Source organism: Dyadobacter fermentans DSM 18053 (assembly GCF_000023125.1).
In the GTDB taxonomy this organism is placed as follows: Bacteria; Bacteroidota; Bacteroidia; order Cytophagales; family Spirosomataceae; genus Dyadobacter; species Dyadobacter fermentans.
Genome location: NC_013037.1, coordinates 1,577,303 through 1,597,920, shown reverse-complemented (window position 1 = coordinate 1,597,920; position 20,618 = coordinate 1,577,303). Strand labels below are relative to the sequence as shown.

Annotated in this window: 21 protein-coding genes; 9 read left to right on the top strand and 12 right to left on the bottom strand. The window is 52.8% G+C overall.

The genetic code is table 11. From position 1 onward, the window contains the following. Positions 1–35: 35 nt before the first annotated feature. Positions 36–245: a helix-turn-helix transcriptional regulator gene (locus tag DFER_RS06720; protein ID WP_015810864.1), complete on the bottom strand. Its 210-nt coding sequence runs from the start codon at positions 243–245 to the stop codon at positions 36–38. Positions 246–396: 151 nt separating this feature from the next. On the opposite strand from DFER_RS06720, the gene DFER_RS06715 reads away from it, so the two are divergent. Beyond that, positions 397–606 (top strand): SymE family type I addiction module toxin, encoded by a 210-nt coding sequence (locus tag DFER_RS06715; RefSeq protein WP_015810863.1) that lies wholly within the window; start codon positions 397–399, stop codon positions 604–606. Between the two features lie 421 nt (positions 607–1,027). On the opposite strand, the gene DFER_RS30055 is transcribed toward DFER_RS06715, so the two are convergent. From DFER_RS30055 to DFER_RS06700, 3 genes are all read right to left on the bottom strand, one after another. Next, complete coding sequence (locus tag DFER_RS30055; RefSeq protein ID WP_187293432.1) at positions 1,028–1,195, bottom strand: hypothetical protein; 168 nt, start codon at positions 1,193–1,195, stop codon at positions 1,028–1,030. Then, positions 1,196–1,441 carry a type II toxin-antitoxin system ParD family antitoxin gene (locus DFER_RS06705; RefSeq protein ID WP_015810861.1) on the bottom strand — a complete coding sequence of 82 codons (246 nt, stop codon included), beginning with the start codon at positions 1,439–1,441 and terminating at the stop codon, positions 1,196–1,198. It abuts the gene before it with no gap. A 242-nt stretch (positions 1,442–1,683) separates the two neighbouring features. Next, on the bottom strand, positions 1,684–2,439 hold the full coding sequence (locus tag DFER_RS06700; protein WP_015810860.1) for an MBL fold metallo-hydrolase: 756 nt from the start codon (positions 2,437–2,439) through the stop codon (positions 1,684–1,686). Between the two features lie 137 nt (positions 2,440–2,576). Between DFER_RS06700 and DFER_RS06695 the strand changes: the two genes are divergently transcribed. Beyond that, the gene (locus DFER_RS06695) at positions 2,577–3,377 is read left to right on the top strand and encodes a hypothetical protein (RefSeq protein ID WP_143828682.1); all 801 of its coding nucleotides are present in this window, start codon (positions 2,577–2,579) and stop codon (positions 3,375–3,377) included. Positions 3,378–3,394: 17 nt separating this feature from the next. On the opposite strand, the gene DFER_RS06690 is transcribed toward DFER_RS06695, so the two are convergent. After that, complete coding sequence (locus DFER_RS06690) at positions 3,395–3,808, bottom strand: hypothetical protein (protein ID WP_015810858.1); 414 nt, start codon at positions 3,806–3,808, stop codon at positions 3,395–3,397. 118 nt (positions 3,809–3,926) lie between these two features. Further along, positions 3,927–5,294 carry an alpha/beta hydrolase gene (locus DFER_RS06685; RefSeq protein ID WP_015810857.1) on the bottom strand — a complete coding sequence of 456 codons (1,368 nt, stop codon included), beginning with the start codon at positions 5,292–5,294 and terminating at the stop codon, positions 3,927–3,929. Positions 5,295–5,390: 96 nt separating this feature from the next. Here DFER_RS06685 and DFER_RS06680 point away from each other — a divergent pair, with 96 nt between their 5' ends. The 4 genes from DFER_RS06680 to DFER_RS06665 all read left to right on the top strand — a co-directional run bounded on the left by DFER_RS06680 (position 5,391) and on the right by DFER_RS06665 (position 8,858). Beyond that, complete coding sequence (locus tag DFER_RS06680; protein WP_229206258.1) at positions 5,391–5,924, top strand: glycine zipper family protein; 534 nt, start codon at positions 5,391–5,393, stop codon at positions 5,922–5,924. 190 nt (positions 5,925–6,114) lie between these two features. Beyond that, entirely contained in the window at positions 6,115–6,768 is a 654-nt protein-coding gene (locus DFER_RS06675; RefSeq protein WP_015810855.1) for a dihydrofolate reductase family protein, read from the top strand. A 133-nt stretch (positions 6,769–6,901) separates the two neighbouring features. After that, the gene (locus DFER_RS06670) at positions 6,902–8,086 is read left to right on the top strand and encodes an ATP-binding protein (protein ID WP_015810854.1); all 1,185 of its coding nucleotides are present in this window, start codon (positions 6,902–6,904) and stop codon (positions 8,084–8,086) included. Between the two features lie 7 nt (positions 8,087–8,093). After that, positions 8,094–8,858, top strand: a complete 765-nt coding sequence (locus DFER_RS06665) for a methyltransferase domain-containing protein (protein ID WP_015810853.1) — start codon at positions 8,094–8,096, stop codon at positions 8,856–8,858. 32 nt (positions 8,859–8,890) lie between these two features. Here DFER_RS06665 and DFER_RS06660 read toward each other — a convergent pair whose 3' ends face one another. Then, positions 8,891–9,781, bottom strand: a complete 891-nt coding sequence (locus DFER_RS06660) for an SDR family oxidoreductase (RefSeq protein WP_015810852.1) — start codon at positions 9,779–9,781, stop codon at positions 8,891–8,893. Positions 9,782–9,861: 80 nt separating this feature from the next. Between DFER_RS06660 and DFER_RS06655 the strand changes: the two genes are divergently transcribed. From DFER_RS06655 to DFER_RS06645, 3 genes are all read left to right on the top strand, one after another. Beyond that, positions 9,862–10,248, top strand: a complete 387-nt coding sequence (locus tag DFER_RS06655; RefSeq protein WP_015810851.1) for a winged helix-turn-helix transcriptional regulator — start codon at positions 9,862–9,864, stop codon at positions 10,246–10,248. Positions 10,249–10,338: 90 nt separating this feature from the next. Further along, positions 10,339–10,752, top strand: coding sequence for a DUF6157 family protein (locus tag DFER_RS06650; RefSeq protein ID WP_015810850.1), 414 nt, complete (start codon positions 10,339–10,341; stop codon positions 10,750–10,752). A 44-nt stretch (positions 10,753–10,796) separates the two neighbouring features. After that, positions 10,797–11,354, top strand: coding sequence for a dihydrofolate reductase family protein (locus tag DFER_RS06645; RefSeq protein WP_015810849.1), 558 nt, complete (start codon positions 10,797–10,799; stop codon positions 11,352–11,354). Between the two features lie 68 nt (positions 11,355–11,422). On the opposite strand, the gene DFER_RS06640 is transcribed toward DFER_RS06645, so the two are convergent. The 5 genes from DFER_RS06640 to DFER_RS06620 all read right to left on the bottom strand — a co-directional run bounded on the left by DFER_RS06640 (position 11,423) and on the right by DFER_RS06620 (position 20,365). After that, positions 11,423–12,994: a M81 family metallopeptidase gene (locus tag DFER_RS06640; RefSeq protein ID WP_015810848.1), complete on the bottom strand. Its 1,572-nt coding sequence runs from the start codon at positions 12,992–12,994 to the stop codon at positions 11,423–11,425. 67 nt (positions 12,995–13,061) lie between these two features. Further along, the gene (locus tag DFER_RS06635; RefSeq protein ID WP_015810847.1) at positions 13,062–14,369 is read right to left on the bottom strand and encodes a glycoside hydrolase family 99 protein; all 1,308 of its coding nucleotides are present in this window, start codon (positions 14,367–14,369) and stop codon (positions 13,062–13,064) included. A gap of 117 nt (positions 14,370–14,486) precedes the next feature. Beyond that, positions 14,487–15,176: a DUF3823 domain-containing protein gene (locus DFER_RS06630; RefSeq protein ID WP_015810846.1), complete on the bottom strand. Its 690-nt coding sequence runs from the start codon at positions 15,174–15,176 to the stop codon at positions 14,487–14,489. Between the two features lie 137 nt (positions 15,177–15,313). Further along, positions 15,314–17,209, bottom strand: a complete 1,896-nt coding sequence (locus DFER_RS06625; RefSeq protein ID WP_015810845.1) for a RagB/SusD family nutrient uptake outer membrane protein — start codon at positions 17,207–17,209, stop codon at positions 15,314–15,316. Positions 17,210–17,221: 12 nt separating this feature from the next. Further along, positions 17,222–20,365 carry a SusC/RagA family TonB-linked outer membrane protein gene (locus DFER_RS06620; protein WP_015810844.1) on the bottom strand — a complete coding sequence of 1,048 codons (3,144 nt, stop codon included), beginning with the start codon at positions 20,363–20,365 and terminating at the stop codon, positions 17,222–17,224. Positions 20,366–20,618 lie beyond the last annotated feature (253 nt).

Genomic DNA, 20,618 nt, shown 5'->3' with positions numbered 1-20,618 from the left:
AACGGTAAGATCGGGCTGAGAAATGGTATCGAAAGCTATTCTTTTGTACTCACCAATAACTCCCGAATATCAATTTTAAGATACATCGCAATCTCGTAAAGCGTCTCCAATGTTGGCTGTACCTCATTCCGAGCCCAGCGCGAGACGGTGGTTTCAGTCTTGCCCAAATGTTTGGCTAAGTCTTTCCCAGATTTCTCTTTTTCTATAAGAACAATTTTTATCCTATTAAGGCGCAATTTTGCCACGAGATGCTCATTTATAGCTGTTTCGTGTAAATAAAATATAAAAATTGCACAACTTTAAAAGCACTAAATTTGTATTGAAATAGTATTTTTATGTATATTTAGTTTGTAAATATTACTATTTATAGTACTACTGTATGGCGAATTTTGAGTTATGACACGCGAAAAAAAATCTTCCATCCCCACCGAACGCCGTCTAACCGTCTACCGAAAATTCCTCCCGCGTGTTTACCAATACGCCGTCATGCCCGAAATCCGCCTCTGCGGCAAGTGGCTGCAAGAAGCCGGTTTCGAATGCGGCGACGAAGTGACGGTGCGGTGTTTGGGGAATAAATTGGAGATTACGTTGAACCCGGAAGAGTAGAATATCTTCGCGTCCGAGCCCCTATGTGTTCGACTACTCTGCCATCGGAATTCCAGCCTCAGCTGGTATCGCTATTGCGGGGCAACTACTTCAAGTCGCGTAGCGATGTAACATTGGTAGAAAGATCGAGGGAACAGGCAATCGATAATCCCGGCAGGGATGCAACAACAGAAACCTGCAGTGCTTGTCACTTGCGTGGTTGTTTCATGCCCAAGGGGCATTGGATTACCGCTATTCCAGTGATCTGCTACCTATATTCCATGCCTGACGGCATTGCTGCAATATTACGGCGCTCTGCACCTTTTTGCTTGTTGGATGCGCAGCGTGCATGGCGCTAAGTATAGGAGAATTTGTACCGCTTCGTACGGAATATCGGCTTTGCCTGCGGGCGACGGCAATTGGCTGGGCTAATCCTTCAAGCTCAAAGATGCAGCTCTACATCCATGCTTACATGAAGAATGCGGATAATTTCGATGACGTGGCCGGAGGACTTTCTTTTCCGCCTGCTCTGCCGACCAAGTGCTTTCGGTGTAACCCCGATATCCTCCAAGTCGGACTCGTCCCGACGGGCCAGGCGGTATGATCGCATTTACGATTTTCTTTTACCTCTCATTCTGGCTCTAAATTCCTCCGGGTCGAAGTCATCCGCCCATCCGCTTTGCTCGCCGTCTACCAATGCTTGTCTCAATAGCTTCAATTTCTCTTCTTCTTTTTCCAGCAAGCGCAAGCCAGCTCTTGCGACCTCGCTGGTGGAAGCATAACGGCCGGTTTCTATTTGATTCTGAATAAATGTGTCAAAATGAGGGCCGAGGGAAATTGATGTATTTTTTGTCATGACCGATTTCTGTCGAGTTGGTAGCGAAATAAAAGTACCAAAAATTGGTAATATATAGCAGCAAAAAATCCCTCCACTAATCGAAGGGATTTTGTACTGTATCGACTGTCTTCGACCGCCCGGCGGCCCGGTCCGCTCAGACTGACATCTTTCAATTGTCATGCTGAGCGAAGTCGAAGCACTACGCGTGATGTCTGCGATATGCACTGCTCCGCTCGAAGGCGGGCGGTACGGCATAGGCGTCACTTCACCGTGTACCAATCCCTAACCCGCACATCAATCTTCCCATCCTTCTCAACAACCAGCTTCTTAAACGCCTCCGTATCGCTGAACCCACCCTGCCCACGATAATGATAAGGATAAACCACCTTCGGCTTAAACGCCGCCACAGTAGCCGCAGCCTCATTAATATCCATCGTATAAGGCAAATTCATGCAGACAAATGCCACATCGATATTCTTCAATGCCTTGATCTCCGGAATGCCGGAGGTATCGCCGCTGAGGAAGACGGATTTGCCGCCCATTTTGAGGATGTAGCCGTTGCCGCGGCCTTTGGGGTGGCGGGAGTCTGCTGTTTCGGGGAGGTTGTACATCGGGATGGCGGTGATGCTGATGCCGAGTTTTTCGGTGGTGGCGCCGTTGGCGAGGACGGTCGTTTTGGCTTTCAATGCGTCGGACATTTTATCGGCGACGGCTTGCGGGGCGACGATCACGGTGTTCGTCAGGTCGAGGGCGTTGAGGGAGGCCGGGTCGAAATGGTCGCCGTGGATGTCGGTGATCACGATCAGGTCGGGTTTGGCGATGCCTACGAAGGTTTTGGGGGCTTGGTAGGGGTCGGCGTAGATGGTTTTGCCGTTCCACGTGAGCGCGAGCGTGGCGTGGTTGAGCGGCTGGATTTTGAGCGGACCTTTGGAGGTCGGGATTTCATCGGGTTTGGGAAGTTGGGCGAAGCAGAGCGACGCTGCGAACAATACTAAAAAGGTGAACGTAGTTTTCATGATCTGTATAGGTTAGATTAACCAAATTTAGGGTTTACAGGCCCACGATCAAGCTTTTGCAGATTTTTTCATTGCTTTTTAATAGCGAAGTGCCGGACTTGTTTAGCTTGCAGCCGCATTGTTTAACGCGCATTTGAATGACTCTTCATCACAAAATGGCCGACCGCATGGCCCGGTTCACATTCTTTCTGTTCTGCGCTTTGGTCGGCGTCAGCAGCTGTTTTCAGGCATCAGCCCAAAAATTCGTCGTAGCGCCATTTAATTTCAATGTCAAAAACGGCTTCTATACACCCGCAAGTACGGACGCGAAGGCGCTCGCGAAGGTGAAAGCGGAAGTCCCGGCGCAGACGTTCATGCCGGATCCGGAGGCTGGGATGTGGCTTGTTTACCCTCCGCAGCAAGGCATTCTGCTTTTTAGGACGAAAGAATTGAAGGAACTGACGAACGTGGCCGGGAAATTAATGAGCCCGTCGATGGCGATCGTGGATACGATTTTTTACAATCAGGTCTATTTGCAAAAGGATGCTGACGGCGGGAAGTATTCGTTTGATATGTGCTATTCCCTGCGCATCGATGGTAAGCGCTACTATACCGACTTCCGGCCGCACGATTTGGCTGCTTTCAGGCAAGAATTACCGCATCATAAACAGCTTTTGCTCTTGGCATCGCAGGACACCGGCTACGAAGTGTATGCCGACAAAGGCTATCCCGAGCACTTCCACATCGCGGTTTTCGATCGGCAAAACGGGGGCCTTAAAACGCGCTTTATCAGCGAGGAATTGCCGTTCCGCTACGGCTATGAGTTTCTGGATCAGAGCGATAACGCTATTAAATCCCGATACAACGACAAGGATCGCACCTTTCACATTGCGATCCAGGGTTTGAGCGAGAATTATAAGGGTGTTTGGGATGGTAAAGTGTTGAAGCATTTGGAATAAGTAGGAGAAGCAATCGCTCAAAGTATTGTCACCGACGCCAGTATTTCCAAAATTTCATCCTCATCCTTGCTCTGCCCGTAAATGCTCAGTTTCCTGAAAGCGTCGACTTCAATGTAAAGACCGATCAATCCCTTTCCACGTTTTTTTGGCCTGACGGTGAGTGTTTTGTATCCGTTTCGCATAGATTCCGTTCGGTAATGCGTGGCATCCGTTTCTTTGGTAAAGCGGTAGGAATACATGCCCATATCGTACCGCAGCGTGTCTTTTCCATTGGTAATGCCGCCCACTTTGGAATCGTAGCCCTGTGCCTCGAATTTTTTCCAGTCGGATGGTGCTACAAATGAAAAGTCTTCGAACAGGATCGGGGTCGGCTGGTCTTTTTTACAAGCCATAGCCAGCAAAAGAGCGAGAATTGGTATAAAGGTCTTCATCGTCTTGAATTAGGGAATGTGAGTGGGTTTGAAGACCAAAATGTGCTGTATTTGGTTGTAAACTAATGTCTTTGGATATAACAATCTTACGATTAGCCTGTGTTTTGAATGCGCAGGTCTATACAATGGGTGCCTCTTCCTCACGGATATCCGGTTGAGGAGCTGTCGCCGCCAGCCTTTCCAGCACATGCGCGACAACTGGCCTGCAACTGAATAGGTAGGCATGATGGTTCATGAGGAAATGCCGGTCCCAGAAGGTGCTAAGCAGTTTAATGCCGCTGTAATCGCCTTCGCGGGCTTGGGTCATGGCTTCGTCGGTGTTGTCCAGGAAGCCGTAGTAGAGCGGGTCGGGCTCGGGATCGGTGCTATTTTTGATAATATCCAATACGTTGTAGAAGTTGAAGCCGTCTTCGAGTTGGAGATTGGGATCGTTTTTAAAGATTTCGTCGCCGTAGCTGCCCAGGTTGCGGAAGTCGGTCGTGAGGCCTTCGGCGTCGGGGCGGGGATCGAATGCGGCTGAATTTGCATTGAGGTTGAACTGCTTGGAGCTCACGTACAGCAAGTAATCGCTCGGGTCGTAGTAAATGTGGACGTTTTTGGCGAGTTGCTTCAAGGGGGTGTAATTGTAATGGAAATGCGGCCCTTTGAACTTTCTGCGCATATTTCTGAGCTGCACGCCGCCTTTTTGTACCGCCAGGTGAGTTATATCCGGCGCCATGAGGAATATGTTTTCAAAAATGCCGGTAGGAATGCTGTGGCCGCCGCCGGGGTTGACCATGCCGTTCAATAGCTGGTGGCCGAATGAATGAACGACGAGGTTAAGCGTTTTTCCGGCTTCTTTCAGTTTACTGGAGAGCACTTCGAAGTATTTGAACAAACCATTCCGCGTAAATTGCTCGCCGTAGCCGATCGAACGGTCGTCGGCCTTTTTGCGCCATCCGTACGACGGCCACCCGAAGTAAAGCACATTGGCCACACTGTTTTGCGGGTGGGCCAGGTAGCTTTGTACAAACTGCGGCACGAGATCCAGTTTAAGGCCAGGCTCCCAGTCGAAACCGTGAATGTAAACGAAAACATGCTTGCGGGATTCGGGCAGGCGGCTCGCGGCTTGCGTCACGGCTGTGGCCCAAACCTCTGGAAACAGCTCCATCACCTTGAATTCGCGGTTCGGCGAGGGTGGAAGGTTGGCAAAAAATAGCCTGTCGGGCGCATCCGCCATTTCGATCACCGGCACGCCGGCAGTTTGCGCGCGGTAGCAAACGAAGAAATGCGACTGATCGGCAGACGAAAGGCCAGAGTAGGCATTCAGTTCCACCTTATTGGCGATGACCTTCGTGCCGTCGCTCGTGATGTACCACAATGCACGGCCGTCGCGCTCGGCGCGGGTGACGGTGACCGGATTGCCTCTGGTAAAAAACGGTCGCGCACCATTCGGACCGGGGCGCTGCGATCGCTGGTCGAGGTCGTCGTTGATAATTCCTTCCATGGAGATGGTTATTTAAAAATCAAGGTACTTCTACAAGTTAGCGAGGATCGTGATTTTACTCAATCGTTTGTTATTTACCGGCAGGAGGACTTGAATGTGCATGCGGCGGGAGCAGAAATGGTTGGCTGGCACAATTTTGGTCATTTCATTGGCATAACCATCCAAACACCAAAGATGAAAGCTGTTATTTCGGTGTTATGTGCCGCCTCCGTTATGGTGGCTTGTAATACGCAGTCAGATAAGCAGGAAGCACTCTTGAAATCACAACAGAAAACCATTGATTCCATGCGTGTAGCCATGGAAAAGCAGGCCATCATAGATTCAATGAACACGCTGCACACGCAACGCGCGGAAGCGGAAAAGTGGGAAGATGTTGAGAAAAATGAGGCAACAAACCACAATCAGGCCGTTGCAAGCGCACCTGCCGCACAATCAGCTCCGGCTAAAAAGAAATGGAGCCATACCGCCAAAGGGGCAGTCGTGGGCGCGGGGACCGGCGCGATCACCGGCGCGATCGTCAACAAGAAGCGGGGTGAAGGTGCATTGATCGGCAGCCTAATCGGTGCCGGCGTAGGTGCAGGTACCGGCGCGATCGTCGACCAGAGTGTCAAAAAACGCAAACAACAATAATCACATACGCTATAAGAAAGGCAAATTGCCGGTCGTGAGGCCGGCATTTTTTTTGATCGACCTTTCAAAGCCGAATCTTGTCGCAAATGACCCTTTCAAAAGGCGCTTTGACACTCGTTTGAAATGCAGTTGGTGCTCTAAATTTGTATTGATAATCAATCATTAATCAACCATCAACATTTCAGAAATCATGAGAAAGATCATCACCAACACATTCGCGACATTAGACGGCGTTATTCAGGCACCCGGCGGCCCCGAGGAAGACCGTGCCGGCGGCTTTGAGCTCGGCGGATGGTCGTTTCACTACTGGGACGAAATCATGGGCCAGGTCATGGACGAGGGGATGAGCCGGCCCTACGACCTGTTGCTAGGCCGTAAAACGTACGATATTTTCGCCGCCCACTGGCCGTTCATGGAAAACGACCCCACCGCCGAGCAGTTCAATGCCTGCAACAAATACGTGGCGACGCAAACGCTGAAAGATGCGACCTGGCAAAACACGGTGCTGCTCAATGGCGACACGCTTGCGCAATTGAAGGCCCTCAAATCCGAGGACGGCATCGACTTGCAGGTACATGGCAGCGCCGATTTTATCCAGACGCTCCTCCGCCACAACCTGATCGACGAAATGAATATCTGGATCTTCCCACTCGTGATCGGTCAAGGCAAAAAGCTGTTTGCCAACGGCACAGTCCCGTCCAATCTCAAACTGACAAAACACAGCGTATCAAGCACCGGCGTCATCATGACAACCTACGTGCCCGATGGCGAGATTAAAGTGGGTTCTTTTGCACTGGAAGAGCCTACTGAGCTGGAAATCAAGCGAAGGGAAAGTGGAGTGTAGCTCTTTGCCTGCGTGTTTTACCTTGTAATTATAACACTTAGTGTTAGATTTACAAGGTAAAACCGTAGTAATTCCGAAGGGAAAAGGTTAGTTTTACCTTGTAAATCTAACACCGGATGTTATAATTGCAAGGATGATACCACGGATAGCGAAGGAAGAAATTGATGAGTTGCTGGATAATTTTCCAGCTGTGGGCGTATTAGGGCCACGGCAAATTGGCAAAACTACGCTTGCCGAGCTCGTGGCTGAGTCGCTCGATCCCAAACCCATTTACCTCGACCTTGAAAATCCACTTGATCTGGCCAAACTCAATGCGCCGGAGGTGTATTTCGAAGCGCACAAGGGAAGTCTGATTATCCTGGATGAAGTGCATCGTGTGCCCGAACTTTTCCCGGTGCTGCGTGGCGTTATCGACCGGCGCAGAAAAGAAGGATTGCGTTCACGCCAGTTTCTGATCCTCGGCTCCGCCTCCCTCGATCTCTTGAGACAATCGTCCGAGACATTGGCCGGAAGGATTGCTTACCGTGAGCTTTCGGGGTTTGTTATTAATGAAATTGAAGAAACCGGCCCCGGCGCGCAGGATAAATTGTGGCTGCGGGGTGGCTTTCCAGATAGTTTTTTGTCCAAAAACGACGTGAACAGCTTTCGCTGGCGGCTCAATTTTATTAATACTTATCTGGAAAGGGACATTCCGCAGTTCGGGCCGCGCATTCCCACTGTCTTGTTGAGAAGACTTTGGACCATGCTCGCGCACCATCAGGGCGGGCAGTTGAATACGGCGCAGCTGAGTTCAAGCCTCGATATCGCATTGCCGACGGTGAAACGCTATGTGGAGCTGCTCGAAGACCTTTTTCTGATACGGACATTGCGGCCCTGGTCGGGAAATGTGGGCAAACGACTTGTGAAAACACCCAAAGTATATATCCGTGATAGCGGCCTCACGCATGCGCTGCTCAACCTCGCCACGTACGATGATTTGCTTGGCCACCCGGTGTCGGGCAATAGCTGGGAGGGGTTTGTGATAGAAAACCTAATGGCTGCGGTGCCTATGGGCATGACGCCCTGGTATTACCGCACCTCCGCGGGAGCAGAAATTGACCTGGTTCTCGAAAGGGGGCCGAAGGAGCGGTATGCAATCGAAATAAAAAGATCGCTGTCTCCCGCGCTTTCGAAAGGTTTTTACCTGGGTTGCGAAGATATCGGAGCCGAGAAACGTTTTTTGGTATATCCCGGCAAAGAGAGGTTTCCCCTTGCAAAGGACGTTACGGCCATTCCGCTGGCGGATATGGTTACCGAATTACTCAATCTGAAAATATAAATTCCCTATGGCCTGGAACCCCGAAGTGTATAATAAGTTTAAATCAGAGCGCTCGGCGCCGTTTTACGATTTGATGGCGTTGCTGAAAGTCCGGCCGGGGCTGGAAGTGATCGATTTGGGTTGCGGAACGGGCGAATTAACGGCCAAGTTGGCTGATACCCTGCCGGAATCCCGGGTCTTGGGCGTGGATTCTTCCCAGGAAATGCTGGGCAGTTCACAAAAAGCGAATGGTAGTACATTGAATTTTGAATGCATCACGATCGAAAACCAGCTCGAAAAGCCGCAGCAATGGGATGTGGTTTTCTCCAATGCAGCCTTGCAATGGATACCGGATCATCGCGCGCTATTCCCCCGGCTCATTTCCAAAATAAAGCCCGGCGGCCAGCTGCTGGTGCAAATGCCTGCCCAGCATCACAACCTAACCAACCGTTTGCTCAATGAGCTCGCCACACGGGAAACTTATGCATCGGCATACGAGGGCTGGAACCGCCTGTCACCCGTATTGGAACTGGACAGTTACGCCCAGCTGCTTTTCGAAAACGGAAGCAAATCCATGCAGGTGTCTGAAAAAATATACCCGCTCGTGCTGAACGACGTGGACGCGCTGCTGACCTGGGTTTCCGGCACGGCACTGATTCCCTACCTCCAACGCTTGCCGGAGGAGTTGAAAGCGGTATTTGTAGAAGATTACAAGGCAATGCTAAAAAGCCACTTCCCGAAAACCCCTGTTTTTTATCCGTTTAAGCGGATCTTGATAGGGGCGGAATTTTGAAGGGCTGACACAAGACCAGCCCTTCAAAATAATTAAGCCTGATAAGCGCCGGCGAAGCGCTTGGCGAAGTCTTCGAGTTTGAAACTTCCTTTGATTTCGCTGCTGTTTTTCCAGTAGTCTTCCTGCATTGTGCCGTTCTGCAGCGCCTGGCCCATGTCGCGGTAGAGGCCGGCGAAGCTTTCGTTCAGGCCGGCTTGGAGCATGCCGTTGTAGCTGTCTTCGTCGGAGAATGTAACCCAGGGTGTTCCTTCCTTGCCTACGGCCGCGCCGAGGACGGCGGCGATTTCGGTCGGGTGGCGTTCGTCGCTGGAAATGTAGGTGATCGTTTGAGCTTCGGGAAATGGCGCGAGAAGCTGCTCGGTGGCTACTTTGGCGATGTCGTCGGTATCTACCAGCACGAGTTTCTCGTCCGTGCCGCCGAAGTTGCTGCCCGCGATTCCCGCATTTTTTATTAGCCCGATTTGTGAATAAAGGTTATTAAAAAAGTAGGAAGGACGCAGGATTTTGACCTGCAATCCCTGGACTTCTGCCAGCTTTTCTTCCAGATAACCCAATGCGTCGATCGGCCCGGCGCCCTTGCGCATGTGTGCGCCGATGCTGCTCAGGAGCACAATGCGCGTGATGCCAGCCGATTGAATGGCTTGCACGTATTTATCGGCTACGTCAATCTGGAACGCGGCGTAATCGCTCAGAGAAAACACGCTCGGGATCATGAGATAGGCCACGTCGCCGCCCCGGAACGCCGCTTCGAGGAAGACCGGATCTTGTACCGAACCGATCGCCGCTTGCGCGCCGAGGTTTTCGATCTGCTCTTTTTTATCGGTGTTGCTGCTGATAACCACTACTTCGTGACCAGCTTTTAAGAGATTTTGGGTAACGGGCAGGCTAATGTTGCCGAGTGACCCTGTGATGATGTATTTCATGTCTGTTTTGCATTTGTTTTTTGATGGGACAAAGCTATATTTGTACTTACTTTTTGACAAGTACTTACCCGAGAGTATGTATGACTAAAATCAAAGAAAGCTCGACTTACAATGCGAACCGCGAGATCGTAATGCAGGAATGTCCGGTTACGTATGTGATGAACAAGATCGGCGGCCACTGGAAGCCCATCATTCTTTATCACCTGCTGGCCGGGAGCAAGCGTTACAGCGAAATCCGGAAGGCGATGCCGCATATCACCGAAAAAATGCTGATTCAGCATTTAAAACAGCTGGAAAACGACCGTTTGCTCATCCGCGAGGCTAAGCCGGTGGTGCCGCCGTATGTTACCTACACGCTCACCGAAGGCGGCCGGGAGCTCGAATCGGTGATTAACGCGATGGCGGAATGGGCTTACCGTGATATGAAACGGAGCCATGCGGCAGTTGAGGCGGAAATCGCGGCGTGATAGCCGGGCAAAGTTTTTGTCGATTTTGCATTTGCTGCTGACATACTGTTGTCAGCAGAGTCATTATTTTGCGTCCAAAACAGACACGTCATGAAAGTTCATACCACCAATTACGAAAACACATTCATCGAGATAGCCGACGATTGTCCGGCTGCCGGGGGCGAGGTACCACCGATGAAAGGCGATTCCAAAACCGTGGCCGGTATTCAATACGAGATGATCAGCAAAAATCCCTACAAATTCACGTCCGACGATGTGCTTTTCCAGGTTTTTGCCGAACGGAAGGATCTTACAGAAAGTGAACTGGAAGATGCGCGGAAGCAGTTTTTCTCAAAAGGCCAGGCGTGTATGCGCGCGTCACCTTTGACGAAACGCTATGGCTGGGGCATTCACAACGACGGGAACGGGAAGATTGCATTGTACGCATGTGATAGTCCCGAATACAAGAAATTCACGCAAAAACCGGATTTGAAAACGGTGAAAGCGATGAAATCCAGCCGCTGATTTGGCGGAATGCAGCATTTATTTTAGTTCATCAACCAAAAACTATGCGCAAAATCATTCTCGATCTGGCGGTGAGCCTCGACGGTTTCATCGAAGGCCCGAACGGCGAAATCGACTGGATCACGATGGACGATAGCGTGGGCGGTGGCCTCGTCGATTTTCTCTCGGGTATCGATGCCATTTTCTATGGTCGTGTCAGCTACGACCTCTGGGGCCAGTACCTGCCGCCCGCCGAGGTGTCCGAAACGGAAAAGCAGCTTTGGGAAGCCGTTCACAGCAAGGAGAAATACGTTTTCTCGCATAATGCGGTTGGCGATGGCAAAGCGACGTTCATCAACACCGATTTGGCGGAACACGTCCGGGAAATTCGGCAAAGGCCGGGCAAGGGCATTTGGCTCTACGGCGGAGGCTCGCTGATCACGACGTTCATTAATCTGGATCTGATCGATGTTTACCGCCTCGCGATTTACCCCGTTATACTGGGAGAAGGTAAGCCGGTGTTCGACAATATCAGGCACCGTGTCAACCTCCAACTTGATCAGGTGAAGAGCAGCAACAATGGCATTACATTCCTGGAATATTCGAGGAAACGGGACGTTTGATCGTCCCCGCACTCCTGCAAAACAAAGCCGGCTACCCCTCAGGAGCAGCCGGCTTTGCATTTTTAATACTAATTACTGTCAGATGACGGCACCAGTTTCGCTTTCAGATCGGGCTCTTTCATGTCCTTATCCAGCGGGAACATCGGCCGTTTAATGCGTTTGTAGGGCAATCGCTCCAAGTCCTGGTCGACGCCGCCCGGCGTAAGCGCCAGAATCCAATCAGCGCGCATGTTATAAAGCTCCGGTTCGAGGTAACCGATTTTTACCACTACAATATCCGACTTGCGCGGGTTGAGGCCCAATCTGGTGAAATCAGCTTCTTTATGGTAGGGCTTACGCTTTTTCGTAACGATTACGCGCACGCTGCCCACTTTCACAACCACCTCGGTTTCAGCATTGATATCGCCGTGATGGATGGCCTCCACGGTGCCTGCCAGGTGAACGGGCGGCGCAAAACGTGCGTCCACCTTTGCACCGGCATGCGCGTCGATTTTGCCTCCCACGCCTGCTTTCACCGCTGCTTCCACCAGTTCGGGGCCGGGAATGGAGGCGTAAATGAGTGATGGCCCGTTTTCGGCTTTGAATTCCGGTCGTTTCAGGATTTCGGTGATCGTCCAGGTGACGTCGCCTGCACCGCCTGCCGTGGGATTATCGCCCGAGTCGCTGATGAAAAACGGTCGCTTGTTACTGCCGAGTGCCTTGTTGAGTGCGCCTTTCAGATCGTCGGTGGGTGCTACGAATGCGAATTCCTTGCGGACATCCCAGAAACTTTTTGCGAGCATTTCGGCGCTTTGGGTCACGTTGGCTTTGTCGTCGCCGGTCACCATTACTACCGCGTGGTTGCGCGGCTCGTCGGCCCAGGCGTAGCCCACCCACATGGCCGCGTCGATCACGCCCGGCTGCTTGGAGGCGGGGGCGACTTTGGCATAAAGCGATTTGCCGGGCTCGATGCGCGTACTGGTTTTTTCGCCGGGGAGAAGGACCGGAACGGGAATCCACGCTTTGTAGGCGGGTTTTCCTTTGCCGCTTTCCAGTCGCGAGAGCAGGTTTTCGACCGCGCGGCGCTTGGATTGCATGGCGTCCTCATGCGGCGCCATGCGGTAGCACGTAATGAGGTCCGTGTGCTGTGCGAGACGCCACGAGACGTTGCCGTGCAGGTCCATGCACGTAGAAATGAGCACTTTTTTGCCGATCACCTCGCGGACGCGGGTAATGAGGTCACCCTCGGGATCGTCCAGTCCTTCTACGCTCATGGCACCATGGATATCGAAATACAGGCCGTCGTACGGGCCGTTCTTTTTGAGCAGGTCGAGGGTCTGCTTCACCAGCGACTCATAGGCCGCCCGCGTCACCATACCGCCCGGCAGCGATTTCCCCACCAGCGCCGGAAGCCATTCGGCGCGTTTGCGCAGACTGGAATCGGCGGCCATGAAGGGGTAGGAGGTAAAAATCTGTTCGCCGTATTTCGCCTTGAACGCCGGTTCCTCCGTGCGGGCAGGCGAAAACGTACTCGACTCGATGCCGAGCCCGGCGATCGCGATCCGGGGAAGTGCTTTGGATTTTTTTCCGCTGTCCGCAAAGGAAAGCGTCTGCAAACCGGCCAGCAGGAAAGAAAGGATCAGGGAAAATGTAATTTTCATATTTAATGTTTTAACAAAATGGTTTTAGGCCGCTATTTTGTTTAAACATAATGAAAAATGGCGAAATCTATTTCCTAACAGGCTTTTCGGCGCCGTACCCGCCCGCACCGTGAAACCAGTTGGCCCCCTGGCCCACGAGCCATAGGTAATAATCGGAAGGCAGGTCCGCCTCGATCCCGACAAACTTTCCGTCACCGTTCAGCGGCGTGCTTCCTTCTTTGAGGGTTTTGAAGATCGCGGTGCCTTCGTCCACTTCATCGAACATCGCGACGTAGAGCGCCTCTGCACCCGACATTCTCGCACCAGCGATCTGCTGCCACAGGAACTCGCCCTTGTTGCGCGGGATCTGGTTGTAAAGCGACTTGTCGTTTTTGAGGTTACCCCAGCTGAAACCGGGAAACACCAGCGGCGCGTAGTCAATCTTGTTTGTTTTGCACCAGTTGATATCCCCAGGCAGGTTCGGTCCGGCCACGCTCACATAATTGGAGGCATTGTAACGCCCCACGGCCCATGGCATGATTATATCGGCTTGTTTGATCACCGTGTGCAGCAGCGGCGACTGCTCGGTATCGTTGCCCAGCTCGCGCCAGTAATAGGGCACGCCGAGGAGAATGGAGGCTTTTTTGGCCGGCCCTTTCACTTTTTCGAGCAGGCTTTGAATGTCCGCGATGGTGTATTTACGGCCGTCGTTGAAGCCTACGCCCCAAATGGCAAGCAGCGGACGACCGTTATGCCGGAGGTAGGTCGGGTTTTCCTGGCCATCGAAGAGTTTAAACTGCTGTTGGAGTTCCTCCCAATCGCGGACGATGAAATCCATGTCTGCCGAAGTGGAGCCGCTGAGATCGTACATGATGCTGATCGCCCTGCCGTATTTCTTAGCGGCTTTCAATGCATTGGCGAGTACCTTATTGAAATGCCGCTTGCCGCTTTCGCCCTTCACTTCCACCACAAACCTTTGCATATATACGCCGTCGATGCCGTGCTCTTTCATCCATTTGAAATGCAGGTCTACGCTTTCTTCGTCGTAGGGGCTGTACACTTTCGCCGCCTCGCCGCTGGCATATTTGAATGCCGTATTGTAAGATTTGGAATATTCGCTCACATCCGGCCAGAAATCGATCGAGGCAAACCCCGGCTCGAACTTTCCGGCTTTCTGATAGTGATGCCAGCCGCGCCCGGCGCCGTCGCCTTCGGCCGTAAACCAGCCCTGGTAACCGGCCATGACCAGCCCCTTGTAACTTTTATAAAGCGAATGCGATTCGTCGTATCTGACTTCCTCGACGGGTTTGGGATCGTTCGTTTTCGGATCTTCATCGCTGCCCTTGCAGCCGAACGAAACCAGGGAAATGCAGATTAGGAGTTTTATTAATTTCATAAGGGGTTGTAAGCTTTAAGCTGTATGCAGTTGGCTAGTTTTTAGATAAAATATTTGTGGCCGCAGGCTGGTGCTGAAAGCTAATTGCTTAAAGCCTATGGCCTACGGCTTTTTAATTTACAATGCAATCCTAACCGCTTTCGCATAATTAAACTTCGACTCCGGTGCGTCGATGATGCCTCCTACGCGGAAGAAGTAAGGGTTGCCGGCTTTCAATACATTGCTGTTGGATGGAATGTCGATTTCCAGCTGATACACCTTATCCGGGTCGATGGCGCCGTTGATTTCCTGCTCAGCCAGCGCCACGCGCATAGGCTCGCCCACGGAGGGTTCCGGGTGTGCGTAGAGGCCTATTTTGCGCACATTATTCATTACGGTTTGCTGCAATTTGAACTTGGCGATCACTTTCGTTCCGGCTTTTTCAATGCTCGCTTCTTTCACGCGAATGTAGGGCTGCACCTTGAAATCGAGCTTCGTATCGCCTTTGACGGCCACTTCCTGTGCCCCCATCGGCACGAAATTACCGCGTACGGGCGTGATCGTGTAAGTATTCGCGAAAATCAGGTTGTTGCGGTAGCTTCCGTCGTTTTTGACGATCATCGTTTGCTTCGTCTGCGATGCGTAGCCGTGCTCGATGAACTCGATCGTGCTGCCGCGGATGATGTCCTGTTCCACAGGCTCGTCGGTGTCGATATCGAGAAACGTGCCATACAGCTGAGAATCAGGCGCCGGATAATTGTCGACGCCGCAAGCCGCCGCGCCGAAAAGCAGGAGCAGAGCGGAGATGTGGGTGGTTATTTGTTTCATTGTTAGATCGTTTGTTACGTTGTGAAGGCTGTAAGCTGCAAGCTGTAAGCTGTAAGCTGTACTATGCTTCAAAAATTCTCGCTTGTCGAGCCTATCGCTTAAAGCCTAAAGCTTATAGCCTAATGCTTAAAGCCCCCTCAATACTGCGGATTTTGAACCAGACCATTCGCCCCAATGCCCGGAATCGAACGGTAGTATTGGCGGTAGTCGAATGTGGCCGGGTTGCTGCGGGGCACGTTGACGCGCACAAAAATGTATTTCGCGGGGGTGACGCGCAGGTCCAGGATCGGCAGCAATGCGTGGCGCATGGTGTTATTGAACAGCGTGTGGTATTCCCGGCGACGGATGAGGTCCCAGAACCGCTTGTGCTCGAACGCAAGTTCTACGCGCCGCTCGCGGATCACATTGTTGATCGTCAGCGGGATCTCCGTTTTGTGGCCGGCCCGGCGGCGGATGTCGTTCAATGCCTTTTTACCTTTCGTCTGGTCGCCCGTGCCGCTTTCGGCGATGGCTTCCGCGTAGTTCAGCAGGATTTCGGCATAGCGGAAGTCGGCAAAATCGGTTACGGACTGGTTCCAGCCCGGCGGGATGTTCAGGCCCTCATTCAGGAACTTCTTGAAACTCACACCTGTGCGGGTATTATTGCCGCCCCAGGTATCGAATCCCGAATATTGCGTCCGATCTGCCGCGCCATAGGTGTAATAGGTTTTGCCTGCATGGGTGAAAGGGTCGCCGCCCATGATCTGTGCCGTTCCGTCCGGTTTGATGAACCCGGCCTGGATAACGATTTTCTGGCCTTTCCAGCTTGTACCGGGCAGGATCATCGTCGCCCACATGCGCGCATCCCTTCCTTTGAAAATTTCGTTTTCGGTATCAAACCTTTTGTATTGTTTGGCTGCATTGAAACCGGTGTAATCGCTCAGGTCGTTTGCTGCGGCCGACGTGGCCAGCGGCGCGCTTTCCCCGGGCTTGTCGTAGCTTTCGTACACGTCCATCAGTTCGAGCGTCGGGTTCATGCGGCCCGGGTGCGGCCAGCCGTTGGCTGTTTGGTTGGGCTGGTACCAGATGCCGTAATTATGCCCTGTGCCCGAGCCCGGTCGTGCATAGCCTTTGATAAAAATCACCTCTTCCGGCGCATTGTTGGGGTCTTCGAAAAGCAGCCGGTAGTTGTTTGCAGCTTCTTCGGGTGTGGCTGGTGAGGGTTTATATAAATTGAATTTCCCCGCACTGATAATGGCCTCCGACGCATCAATGGCTGCTTTGTAAAATTCCGCGGCCGCGGTTTTGTCTAATCCGACAAGCTTCTGATCGGCGGCGGTTCCCGAGATAGGGGCCCGGTCGGCGTACTTGGCTAGTGACGCCGCATGCAGTGCTGCACGGGATTTGAGGGCATATGCCACCCATTTAGTCGCGCGGCGTTCGCCACCCGGCCAGGCGTCGCCGAGATTGCCGGCAGCAGTGTCGCATTCTTTTAATACAAAATCCCAGGTTTCCTTTTCGGTACTGCGCGGCACTTTCAGGGCTTCCACATCGCCTTCATATTTCTGCACCGAAGTGATCAGCGGCACGCCGCCGTAGCGTTTGGCCAGGGCAAAATACGCATAGGCGCGGATGAATGCGCTTTCGCCGATGAGGGCTTTGCGTTCGTCGTCTGTCACATCCAGGGTAGGGATGATGTCGATCAGGATATTCACGTCACGGATCAGTTTGTAACCCTGGTCCCACCATTGGAAATCGCCATCTCCCACAAAATCGCCGAATTCGGTATGCACGGCCTCGTCGGTGGCCATGGCCGGGGCGAAGCCGCCGTTGTTAGGGTCGCCGGTGTTCCAGTTGAATCCCTGCCGGAAGAAAGTAAAATCCTCTATCGGCAGCTGGTAGTACAGGTTTGCCATGTACAGTTTCACACCTTCCGGGTTGGAGAAGAGGTTTTCGCCCTGCAACTTATCGAGCGGCTGCTTGTCGAGCACATTGCCGCAGCTCATCGCCACGAGCACCAGCAGGAGCGTCAGGATATTTTTTAAATAGCTCATTATCAATTGAAGTTAAAAGTTGACATTGATCCCGAAGTTGAAGCTCCGCGTTACCGGGTAGGTAAGTCCCGCGCCGAATAAGCCTTCCACTTTTTCAGGATCGAAGGGCTTCACGAACGGATCGGCCCAGGTGAAGATGTTGTGCGCATTGCCGTACACGCGTACATCGTCAATACCGATTTTTTTCAGCCACGACAGGTTGAACGTATAGCCGAGCTGCGCGCTTTTGAAACGCAGGTAGGAAGCATCCTTCCGCCACGCACCGCTTTCGGCGTACATGGCGCCCACATTGTAGTTGAAGCGGGAAGCCGGCCATTCGCCGGGAATCCACTGGCCGTCGGGCGACTGCTGCCATCTGTCATAGAAATATTCCGGCGTGTTGCCGCGGAATGCGAAGACTTCGGCATACACTTCGCGGAAGCGCACGCTGTATTTCCCCGAACCCTGGAACAATGCCGTAAAATCGAAGCCCTTCCACGACGCGTTGAGCGTGACGCCGTAGTACATTTTGGGATCGCCGCCGAAGAACAGCGGAATGGCGTCGTTGCCGTCGATCACGCCGTTGCCGTCCACATCCTTGTATTTAAAATCGCCCGGCAGCTCGCGGGTGTTGCCCAGGTCGCCATTCTGAATGGGTGCGTAAATGACCTCGTCCTTGCTCTGGAACTGGCCTTCGAGCTGGTAGGCCCACACCACGTCATTCCACCGGTTGGTAGCTCCGCCGCGCCATTTGTCCATGCTGCTGAGGAACTCGCCCCGCTCCACGTACCGGTTCTGCGTGCGTGCGAAGTTGAAGTTACCGGAAATCCCATATTTGAAATCGCGGATCTGTCCATTATAGCCGGCTGAAAACTCGATTCCCCGCACACGGTCGCTGTTCAGGTTTTCCTCGGGCAATGTGCCGCCGAATGTGTTGGGCAGCGACACGTTCCGGCGGGCGAGCAGGCCCTTGCGGTCGCGTTGGTAGACGTCGAAAGTAAGGTCGATTTTGTTATCCCAAAGGCCCACGTCGATACCCACGTCCTGGATGTTTGACTTAAACCACGTCAGCTTTTCGTTCACGATTGCCGGGGAAGCGGCGCCGGTGGTGTAATTGCCGTTCGTAAACTCATATCCGCCGCCGCCGGTGAGCGAGAAGCCGGGCACATACTGGAACGGCGCACCTGCATCCGCACCCACAAGGCCGTAAGAGCCCCGCAGTTTCAGCATCGAAATGAATGGGATTTGTTTCATGAAACCTTCCTCGGACACGCGCCAGCCCGCCGATACGACCGGGAATAGCCCCCAGCGGCGGTCGGGATGGTAGCGGTAGGAGCCATCGTAGCGCGCGGCGATTTCCAGCAGGTATTTCTCTTTGAAATCATAATTCAACCGGCCGACGTACGACTGGCTGGCATATTCCGCCTCGGAACCGCTCGTGGTCTGGTTGTTGAGTCCTGCCTGGTCGATCTGGTCGTTGGTGAAGAATGCATATTCACGGCCGAGCCCAGCCCAGCGGTTGTGCGATTCCTGCTGCTCGTACACGAGCGTCGCGCCGAGGTTGTGGTTTTTCGCGATCACGGTGTTGTAAAACAGCTGTCCCTGGAAGGTAATGCGGTTATTGTCCGTGAAATTGTTGCCGATGCGCGAAGGATTGCGCTGGGCGTGCGCGGTGTACTTGTCCGTTGCGGCGTCGTAGGTGTACAGGTTGTAGGCCTTCGACACCGACTTGCCGCGGTAGTTGTTGCTGTCGTAGGCCACGAGCCCCTTAATGCGCAGCCCCGGCACGAATGGCACGGTGTAGGTGAGTGCGAATGTCGATTGAAAGAACTTGTTCACCTCCTGCGAGTAGCCCGTGAGTTCCCGGTCGGCCAATGCCACCGGATTATAGCCGCCGCTCAGTAATGCGGGGTATTTGGGGTTGTCATTGGCGAAAGGACGCTCGGTAGGCAACGCAATGCGGGTTCCTTTATAGATGTTAAAAAAGTTATCACCCGGCTGCTCCCGCTTATCAAACAGCCCCGAAAGGATCAGGTCCGCTTTCAGGTTTTTGGTTAAATCAATACCAATATTGGAACGGAAGGTATATTTCTGATAACCCATATCGCGGCTTTTGAGCAGGCCGTTTTCTTTCTGGTAGCCAAAGCTCGTGAAGTAGCTCACCACGCCCTCGCCGCCCGATGCCGAAATGAAATGCTGCTGCTGGCCGGCCGATCTGTTCAGCGTTTCCTTGTACCAGTCGGTGCCCTCGTAGCCGGGCGCGCCGGAGCGGAACTTTTCGATCTCTTCGGGCGAGTACACCGGGTTTTCTCCCAGGTTCTTGGCAGCGTCGTTCCGCATTTCGGCCCATTGCAATGCGTTGGTCATCCGGGGCACATCGGTGGGGCTTTGGCGGCCGTACACCATGTTGTAGCTGAACTTTGGCTTGCCCTGCTTCCCTTTTTTCGTCGTCACGATCACCACGCCATTCCCCGCACGGATACCAAAAATCGCCGCGGAAGCATCTTTCAGCACCGAAATACTCTCAATGTCGTCCGGGTTGATTTTCTGAAATTCATAACCGCCGTCGCGCGCCACGCCATCTACCACATACAACGGCTCTCCAAAACCACGTATATTAATGTTCGTGCTGAACGAGCCCGGTTCGCCGGAATTCTGGCGGATCTGCACCCCGGCCACCTTGCCTTGCAGGCTTTGCGCCAGACTCGTGTGCGTGGTGGTTTTGATTTGTTCCGAAACAATGTTTGAAATGGCGCCGGTGAGCGTTTGCTTGCGCTGCGTGCCGTAGCCTACCACCACCACTTCCTGCAAGTCGTCGGAGCTGGGTTCCAGGCGAATGCTGAAATCGGTATGGTTACCGACCGCGACCTCCTGCCTTTTGTAACCCAAAAAACTCACGATCAGCACCGATCCCGACTTAGGGACGGCGAGTGAAAATTTTCCGTCGGCGTCGGTCGTTGTGCCCTTCGCGGTGCCTTGGAGCACGATGCTTGCGCCGGGGATCGCGCTGTTTTTTTCATCCTTCACTTCGCCGCCGACGAGCACCTCGTCCGCGGCTACCTGGGCCAACGCGGCAGTCTGTACGAGCAGCACCGCGCACAATGCAATGCACACGCGCCAGAGCCTGGTCCGGAAGGATTGCCTGCATAAATGTTTTGATAGAAGTTGTTTGTTCATACCGTAGGGTCAAGTTCCTGGTTGTTTAAATGTGTTTGGTTGGTAATGCCGCTCCCCGGTCGGGAAGCGTGGGTGAAATGAGCAATCGGTCGGCCGAACCTTGTGGTCAAAGTAATCGGGCACTGATTAAGAAATGGTTAACAAAGCATTAACGGGGCGCTTAATTGGCCTCTTTTTTACATTTTCCGGGTAAAATATTGAGGTATTTGAGGAAGTAGGCGGCGAAAGCGCTGTGAAGCCGGAATGAGGAGAG